This is a genomic window from Streptomyces kebangsaanensis (assembly GCF_001906585.1).
Classification (GTDB): domain Bacteria; phylum Actinomycetota; class Actinomycetes; order Streptomycetales; family Streptomycetaceae; genus Streptomyces; species Streptomyces kebangsaanensis.
The window spans coordinates 70,842-77,851 of record NZ_JUJA01000070.1 but is presented as its reverse complement, the minus strand read 5'-3'; the positions used below and the strand labels follow the sequence as shown (position 1 = coordinate 77,851).

Sequence of the window (7,010 nt, the reverse complement as noted above, 5' to 3'; positions counted from 1 at the left end):
GTGCTGCTCCAGACAGCCACCGACCTCCTCGCGGACCTGCGCCGCCACGACCCCCGCCTGCTCCTCTCCGCCTGCGACACCGCCCACCTGGCCCCGGGTGTCGCCGCCTGGCTGGAACGCGAGGCGGGCCCGGCGGCCGTACGCCACGCGCTGACCGCCGACCTCCCACCCGAGGGCCTGCGCCGCCCCGCCGCCTTCCTGGCCCACCGCCTCACGGCCCAGCTCCCGCCCCCGCCCCCGTTCCGCGCCCCGGCCACCCCGCCGCCCGTACGCCACCCGCTCCGGAACTGCCCCGGCTGCGAGCGCGCCTTCCGAGCCCCGGAACCCGGCCGCTGCCGCAACTGCCGAACCGGTCTCCAGGAGGACGCCTAGGGCGTGTTTCGAAAGTCCCGCCTGCCCCGCGACGCTCCCCCAGCCTGGCGGCTGGGAGGTGCCCCCTGGCACGGCGCCTCGCCGCGTTGTCGGGATCGTCCGCGTACGCCCAGTACGCGGACGACCCTCCGCCTTGCGATGCACCGCACCAGACGCCGCGGCGCCCGCCCTCCGGGCGGACGGCGCTACTTTCGAAACACGCCCTAGCATGAGCGTGACGATCCTTGCCCCAGGGCACAGACGACGAGGAGCGAGCGCCATGACCGTCGTACCGGACAACGCGAAGCAGAGCGCCTCTCATCTGTACCGGGCCATGCGCGACTTCGTTCAGTCCGCGGACGACACGCTGCCGGGCAAATTCGAGATCACCAAGGAAGGGATCGTCCACGACATGATGTCGCCCAGCGGCCGCCACGAGCTGACTGCACTGCGGCTCCGGAAGCGCCTGGAGAAGGTGATGCCGGAAGAGATCGTCGCCCATACGGGTGAGCCCGACGTGGAGGACGAGCCCGAAGGCGTCTTGCGCCGCCCGGACGTCATGGTGATCGCTGAAGAGGACATGGACACCGAGGGATCCTTCGATCCCCGAACGCTCATCGCTGTCGTCGAGATCGTCTCCCGCTCCAATCCGGGCAACGACTGGGTGGGCAAAGTGCGGGACTATCCGCTGCTCGGCATCCCCGTCTACGCGATCTTCGACCCGCGCACCGGCGAAGGTGCCGTCTTCACGGGCATCCACCCCACCCCGGACGGCCCCCGCTACGCCACCCGCAAGGACTTCGTCTACGGCGAGGACGTCACCATCGGCGACTGGACGATCCCGACGGACGGCCTGCCGCGCTACCACGACGACAGCGCGGAGCAAGCCGAGTCCTGAACACCGCGACCGATACCGTCCCCAGGGTGCTCATTTGAGCACGCCGTGAGCACTCAGGTCGATCATGCTCACGCGCTGGACGGCCCTGCGGGTCAATGCGCCTGGCACCCCTGGATGTCGTCGTTGCAGTCGTCCACGTCAGCAGGGGCGATGGTGTTCAGCCGCCACAGGATCATGCCGTCCGTGCCCCGCTGGGCGGGTGCGATCCGAACGGCGAAGGGGGCGCCGGCCGGGATGTTGAACTGGTCCGCCTCGCGGTCGCCGCATTCCACCTCGTACTCGCTCTGTGACTCGCCCCGTTGGAGAGTCAGTGTGATGGAGTGGGCGGCGGGGGCCTGGCAGGCGACGTCGAAGGTGTAAGGGCGGCCGCCCTTCGCCGTGAAAGTCTTGGTCAGCCCCCGTTCCAGACCTGCCATCCCCTCGTCGACGCGCGACGCGCCGTCGGGCTCCACGGCAGTCAGGGCACGCGTGGCCCGCCGCATCGCGTCTTCCTGGTCCTCCTTTCCCTCCCAGGACGCGGCAGGAGACGCGGTGGCCGGTGCGGAGGACGCCACGTCGCGGGGCTCCGGCTTCTCGCTCTGCTTCTGCTGTTCCGTGCAGGCACCCGTCAGAGCCGTCACAGAGAGGACGACGGCGAGTGTGAAGGCATGGCGTGCGCTCATGGGGCTCCAGTCGGTGGGGGTGTGGCGCCGCATCCGCTATGCGTTCGGATGCGGCGCCATGCCGGACAGGGGTGTCAGCGGGCGCTACGGCGGTACAGCTCGGGTCCGCAGACCTGGGCGCAAGGGTCGTCCGACCGCTGCACGCCGACGGCGGACCGCGCGGAGGGCGGCGGGACGAGCATGTACTCGCGTCCGAGCGCGTCGGCCTGCGTGTTGCCGTAGATCGTCACCTCTCCGTCCGACCAGCGTACGAACAGGTCGTCCTCCCAGTCATTCGCGCCGAACTCGCCGACGGCGACGACTCGGGCGTGGGTCCAGGTGCTGTTGGCGGCCTTCAGCCTGGACTCGCCCTTCAGGCCACGGGTTCCGATGTCCTGATAGATGGTCAGTTCCCCGTCGGACCACTTCACGAACAGGTCGTAATCGGGCTTGGTGTCGCTGACGGTGCCGTCGAAGTCGCCCCCGGTGATCAGGTCGGCGTGTTCGGCCCAGAGCTTGTTCTTGGCGAGCAGCTGGGTTTCCGCGTGGAAGCCGCTGCTGTCGACGTTGAGATACTTGGTGACTTCGCCGTCGACCCAGCGGACCACGAGATCGTCGGGCCACTTGTTGCCGCCGTACTTGCCCGTTGCGATGCCCTTGGCGTGCTTCCAGACCGATCCGGCCGGAGCGATCTTGATTTCGTTCGCCGGATGCTGGTTCGTCGACGTGGGCAGCTTGGTGTTCTGGTCGATGTCCTTGTAGATCGTTACTTCGCCGTCGACCCATTTGACCAGCAGGTCATAGGCGTTGGAGCCGGTGTAGTCGCCGGCCGTGATGACGTCGGCGTACTTGCCCCACATGTCGTTGGGCTTGGCCAGTTGCACTTCGCAGGGCTGTCCGGCCTTGCATCCTGTGTAGAACCCCTGGTTCTGGTCGCCCGGATACAGTGTCACCTCACCGTCACTCCACCTCACGATCAGGTCGGAGTCACCGTATTTCTGCGAGGCGGTGTGGAAGCTGCCGGAGGCAGCGGCGAGGGCGTGCCGCCACAGTTTGGCGTCCCCCATCCCGTCGATGCCTCTGGGGGAGTCGGGCGCGTAGTCGTTGACCGCCTGGTTGTACAGGCGAACCACGTCGGCGTCGAACTGGGAGGAGTAGGAGACGTCGTCCTTGGTGCCGCCCGTCTTGTATCCGCCTATGACGCCGATGATGTCACCGCGCTTTCCGTCGAAGTCGCGCAGGAACGGACCGCCTGAGACCCCCGGGGCGAATCCGTCGCAGGCTATCTCGAGGAAGCGGCCCTCGAAGCCCTTGGTGCTGGTCGACGGACAGACCAGGGGCGCCTTGGCCCCTCCGGGGAAGCCTATGAGAGTGACATTGCGCTGGGCGAGCTGCGAGGAGTGGAGCGTGGTGAGCTCGTTGCCCATGCCAGTAGCGTTCTCGAGGAATTGGCCCTTGGAGTTCGGCCCGGACCGCAAGAACGCGAAGTCCAGGTCATCGGCCTTGGCCGGGCCCTGGGCCAGGTAGCGGCCGTCGATCCAGACTTTGCCCTTCTTGATGGGGAAGATCCCGTACGGGGCGATCCCCCGGCCCCGATGGTCCGGGTCCGGCTTCCAGCCGGGTGCGAAGGCCAAGGACCTGAACCGGTCGTTGTCGTTCAGGCAGTGGGCTGCGGTGATGATGAGAGACTTGGTCGGCGAGGCCACGGATGAAGCCGAGCAGAACTGGTCGCGTTTTCCCGGGTCCGATTGAGGGTCGTCATCGTTGTTGATGAGGAAGACGCCGGCCGTCGCCACGCCTCGGTTGTCGAAGGACGACGCGCCCGTCAGCTTGCCCAGTGTTGGGGCGTCCTTGGGCGTACCGTCGTTGTCACCGTCGGCGCCTTTGCCGGGGTCGACAGGCACGGCGGCGGCGATGCGTTCAGGTGTCCAGTACGCCTCCGCGGCCTTGGCCTCGGCGATCTCCTCCGGTGTGGCCTTGAGCGGTTGACCCGGCGGGGTCGATGCGTCCCCTGATTCGGTCACTGACGCCGACGCCGAGGGAGCCGACGGCGTACTTGGTCCGATGGGCGTCAGGGGAGGCGTGGGAGAACCGGTACGGGTGGGCGTAGGGGACGGCGTGGGAGAACCGGTCCCGGTCCGAGCCGCAGACGGGGACGGGGACGGGGACGAGGGCGGTGCGGGAGCAGCCCAGGCACCTGGTGCGGCCAGCACAATGATGGCCGTGGCCAGGCCCAGCGCGCTGGATCTCCATCTCGAGCGCATGGCATATGTGCTCAACGTTTCACGTACCTTTCACGGTTGGTCAGGCCGTCGGTCGGCATCGGCCTTTCGCGACGAAGCGCACAGGTGACACCGGATCAGCGACCCGCCTTTTTCGTATAGATGTGCGGATCGCTGGTGCTGAACTGTATGTGCCGCCCGCGGTTCGGATGATCCTTGACGCCACCCCCTTCCCTGAAGGAAACGAAAACGCGCCATGGAGGAATTCTTCGTTCCGGTGGGGGAGCGGCCGGTCGACTCAGCTCGGATATCGATGTGACCGGACTGCAAGGACTGTGCCAACGGGCCAAGGAATGCAGGGGAAAGAGGCACCGGCGAGAGTCGACTCTGAAGTGCGTGTGCCCCGCCCGGACACTCCTCCGTCGTGGCTGTGTGTCTGCGACGACGGTGGACGGAAAATGGCGACTATGCACCCTCGCCTTGCTTGCTGGCGACAGGGGTTGGTGGCCATCCTCCGCCGGGCACGTGGTCACGCTCACGGGTTCCGGTGCCGTCGACGGCTGAAAGCAAAGGAACGCCGGGGGAGAAGGACCCGACGCCACCCCGACAGGCCGGCCCGACCGAGTCGGCGTAGTTGCATCAGCTGCGCGAGCCGTCCCCGGCCGGCCCGCGCGGCCGAAAGGGCGCGATCCGGAAACGGAGGGGCCGGTTTCGGTCACCTTCGTCCGGGGTCGCCCTTCTGGCTTGACTGGCCCCCGTACGGCTCGGGAATGGTGCTCGTAGAGATCATGGCGAAGGGTCATAACGGGGTGACGGATGGCCATTTCCAGACCGTAGACACGTCAGTTCGACGCGTTTATGACGAACCTGTCGTACGCCCGGCGCATGGTCAGAGCGGGTGCGATGCTCACGCCTTTCCGGTCGCCCACGATCGACATCGACGACTTCTACCGGGCGGCCTGGGTGCAGGCGGTCGCCGCCATCGACCACTGGCTGCACGAGGAGGTGCTGCGCCGGGTCGCCGAACTCGCGGCCAGGGACAGCCCCGAAATGCCGTACCAACTGCGGGTCTACGAGCTGCCCCTGCACCGTGTCGAAGCGGTACGGCGCGGGGAGGTGACCCTGTCCGGCGCCGTGGTCGAGCACCTGCGCGACAAACTGGCGGGACAGGCGCTCCAGCACCCCGGGAAGATTTCCGAAGTGCTCAAGCTCGTGACGGAGAGGAAAGTCTGGTACGAGGCGGCCGGGTGCATCAACAAGGACTTCTTCCAGGGGCGTACCACGCTCAACGAGAAGAAACTCCGCAGTCGCTACCTGGAGATCACGCAGCGGCGCAACAAGATCGCGCACGACGCCGACCTGATCGACGGCGACCTCAAACAGCGCCGCCCCATCGACGAGGCCGAGGTCACCGACGCCATCGACTGGATCGAGCGCATCGCCCTGGCCATCGCCCACGTACTCGACGGGGAATGAGACCGGCCGATCCGAGAATCCCCGCCCGACGTCCGGGACCGCTGGTCGGTTCCTCTCAACCGGCGGAATCCCGGCGAGTGTGACGCAGGGGCCACTCCGGGCGGCTCGGGGCGGGCCCGGCGTCACAACGGACGTGGTGCGGACGGGCGGGCCTGCCGGGGGCGTACCGGCGGGCATGTCGTGAGGCAGGGGGGCTCCGGGGAGTTGAGTACGCGTACTCATGCCGAGTCGGGCGGTGTGCGGTCATGATCCGTCAGTACTGGGGACGGAAAGGAACGAGAGTGAACCCGACCACATCTGCAAGCGGCGCCTGCCCGCCGGCGCAGCGTCGCGCCCGGACCGGCGTCGCCGTGGCCGCCGCCGTTCTGTGGGGGCTGACGCTGGTGTCCTGCGCCTGGCTGGCGTACCTGGTCGTCGTGGTGATCGTGTCGGCCGTGACGGAGGGAGCGTCCGCCGGTGGCTTCCTGCTGTGGTGCGCCCTGATCGTCGCCGGTGCCGTGGGCGTGCTGACCGCGCTGGCCTTCGCGCCCCGCGTCCGCCGGCTGGCTCCGGAGAGCCGCCTGCTCCTGCTGGGCGCACTGGCCTGCCCCGCGCCCACGGTCCTCGCGGCCTGCACCTGGGCGGGGCTCACCTGAGCCCGGGGGGCGGGCGGGGGCCTCGTAGGGTTGTCCCATGACGGAACGGGCCGCTCGGCGGCTGATGCTGGTGCACGCGCATCCCGACGACGAGTCGATCAACAACGGGGCGACCATGGCGCGCTACGCCGCCGAGGGCGCCCGGGTGACCCTGGTGACCTGCACGCTGGGGGAGCGGGGCGAGGTCATCCCGGCCGAGCTGGGGCATCTGAACGGGACCGCCCTCGGGGCGTACCGGCGGCAGGAGCTCGCCGCCGCCGTGCGGGAACTCGGGGTGGACGACTTCCGGCTGCTCGGCGGGGCCGGGCGGTACCAGGACTCCGGGATGATGGGGCTCGCCGACAACGACGACCCCGGCTGTCTCTGGCAGGCCGACGTCGACCGGGCCGCCGAGCACCTCGTCGCCGTGATCCGTGAGGTGCGGCCGCAGGTTCTCGTCACCTACGACGACGACGGCGGCTACGGCCATCCCGACCACATCCAGGCCCACCGCGTCGCCATGCGCGCCGCCGACCTGGCCGCCGACCCCGCCGTACGGCCCGACCTCGGCGAGCCGTGGCGGATCGCCAAGGTGTACTGGAACCGGGTGCCGCGTTCCGTCGCCGAGGCCGCCTTCGCCCGGCTCGAGGGCGATCTGCCGGGGCTGCCGTTCGGCAAGTCCGCCACCGTCGAGGACGTTCCCGGCGTCGTCGACGACGAGCGCGTCACCACGCGGATCGACGGGACCTCGTACGCCGCCGCCAAGGCCGCCGCCATGCGGGCGCACGCCACCCAGATCGAGGTGGCC

Annotated in this window: 6 protein-coding genes and 1 pseudogene; 5 read left to right on the top strand and 2 right to left on the bottom strand. The window is 68.8% G+C overall.

Going from position 1 to position 7,010, the window contains the following annotated elements; genetic code table 11:
* Both RH94_RS42930 and RH94_RS10040 read left to right on the top strand, forming a co-directional pair.
* Positions 1–372: pseudogene (locus RH94_RS42930) on the top strand (helix-turn-helix domain-containing protein); the annotation flags it as partial.
* A 259-nt stretch (positions 373–631) separates the two neighbouring features.
* On the top strand, positions 632–1,249 hold the full coding sequence (locus RH94_RS10040) for a Uma2 family endonuclease (RefSeq protein ID WP_073947268.1): 618 nt from the start codon (positions 632–634) through the stop codon (positions 1,247–1,249).
* A 92-nt stretch (positions 1,250–1,341) separates the two neighbouring features.
* On the opposite strand, the gene RH94_RS10035 is transcribed toward RH94_RS10040, so the two are convergent.
* Together RH94_RS10035 and RH94_RS10030 are read right to left on the bottom strand one after the other, a co-directional pair.
* Positions 1,342–1,911, bottom strand: a complete 570-nt coding sequence (locus tag RH94_RS10035) for a hypothetical protein (protein ID WP_073947267.1) — start codon at positions 1,909–1,911, stop codon at positions 1,342–1,344.
* 74 nt (positions 1,912–1,985) lie between these two features.
* Positions 1,986–3,914: a trypsin-like serine peptidase gene (locus RH94_RS10030; protein ID WP_073947266.1), complete on the bottom strand. Its 1,929-nt coding sequence runs from the start codon at positions 3,912–3,914 to the stop codon at positions 1,986–1,988.
* A gap of 1,056 nt (positions 3,915–4,970) precedes the next feature.
* On the opposite strand from RH94_RS10030, the gene RH94_RS10025 reads away from it, so the two are divergent.
* The 3 genes from RH94_RS10025 to mshB all read left to right on the top strand — a co-directional run.
* The gene (locus RH94_RS10025; RefSeq protein ID WP_234425665.1) at positions 4,971–5,588 is read left to right on the top strand and encodes a hypothetical protein; all 618 of its coding nucleotides are present in this window, start codon (positions 4,971–4,973) and stop codon (positions 5,586–5,588) included.
* A gap of 281 nt (positions 5,589–5,869) precedes the next feature.
* On the top strand, positions 5,870–6,223 hold the full coding sequence (locus RH94_RS10020) for a hypothetical protein (protein ID WP_079188960.1): 354 nt from the start codon (positions 5,870–5,872) through the stop codon (positions 6,221–6,223).
* Positions 6,224–6,260: 37 nt separating this feature from the next.
* On the top strand, positions 6,261–7,010 hold a 750-nt coding region (mshB, locus tag RH94_RS10015; protein WP_234425664.1), incomplete at its 3' end, for an N-acetyl-1-D-myo-inositol-2-amino-2-deoxy-alpha-D-glucopyranoside deacetylase.